The following is a 1,240-nucleotide window of genomic DNA, read 5'->3' on the forward strand; positions in this document are numbered from 1 at the left end:
CGGCAGCTCCTTGTATCTCGACTATCGCTCCATCAGGAGCGATAGTTCTCGACTGATCATCGAGGGAGGGATCTGGAAGCCGTGCAGCTCCTTAGGCTTTTTGCCTGTGACGTAGATTGTGCTCCAACCCTCCACACTCACTCGTACAGTTCGAACGGTATCTTGGGCCCGTCTCTGGCGAGAGCCCGCATTCACAAGGTTGGACAGAGTGCAGTGATGATCGAAATTGATCTAATTGGGGAGACGGTTATGTCCAGTTTCGTCGGCGTCGATGTCGCAAAAAACACCTTTGATATCGCTACACATCTGCCAAACGGCAAGCACAAAACCAAGGCCAAACTGGCTAACGAAACCAAGGGTTTCAAAGAGTTTGAAGCCTGGTTGCATAAGCAGGTCGAGCCCTCGGCTCTGATCGTGATGGAAGCCACCAGCGTCTATCACCTGGAACTCGCTGAGTTCGTCTACAACAAGGGCTATAGAGTTTGCGTGGTGAATCCGGCCACGACCAATGCGTATGCAAAAAGCGAATTGCGTCGGATCAAAACCGATAAAAGCGATGCCAAGCTGATTGCCGACTTCGCCAAAGAAAAACATGAAAAGCTGCAGCTCTGGGCACCGGAGCCGCTGAAGTATCGCCAGTTAAAAGCCATGGTGCGCCGCCTGGATGACCTTCAGGAAATGGAGCAAATGGAGCTCAATCGTCTCGATGTGTCTGACGAGAAGGTCAAAAATTCGATCAATTCCGTACTACGTCACATCGAAAAAGAGATCGCTGAAACGCACAAGGCGATCAAAAAACACATCGATGATGACCCGGACATGCGCCAGATGCGCGACTTGATCGTGACCATCGACGGTATCGGGCAGAAAACGCTTGAGCGGCTGCTGGCCGAGCTGGGTGACTTGCGCAAATATGACAATCCTCGCCAACTAGTCGCTGCTGCAGGGTTGAACCCAAAGCTGCAGGACTCGGGGCTGCTCAAAGGCCGCACCGTGATCTCGAAGATTGGCTCCGCGCGCGTACGGGCAGGCCTTTACATGCCCGGATTAGTCGCGCTGAAGCATAACAAGGCGATCATGGCAATGAAGGATCGCCTGAAGGCCAACGGCAAGGCCCCCAAGCAGATCATCTGTGCCGCGATGCGCAAGCTGCTGCATTTCGTTTACGGCGTGCTCAAGTCGGGCCAACCATATGACCCGAAACTTGCGCTTGCTCAGTGAGGTTCAAGACGGTATCTAC

At 53.3% G+C, this 1,240-nt stretch carries 1 protein-coding gene; it reads left to right on the forward strand.

Annotated features, from left to right (window positions below; all coding sequences use genetic code 11):
• Window positions 1-216: 216 nt before the first annotated feature.
• Window positions 217-1,221: an IS110 family transposase gene (locus UB23_RS23285; protein ID WP_236695884.1), complete on the forward strand. Its 1,005-nt coding sequence runs from the start codon at window positions 217-219 to the stop codon at window positions 1,219-1,221.
• Window positions 1,222-1,240 lie beyond the last annotated feature (19 nt).

Origin of the sequence: Pseudomonas sp. ES3-33, from assembly GCF_000952175.1 — a bacterium.
GTDB classification, from domain to species: Bacteria; Pseudomonadota; Gammaproteobacteria; order Pseudomonadales; family Pseudomonadaceae; genus Aquipseudomonas; species Aquipseudomonas gregormendelii.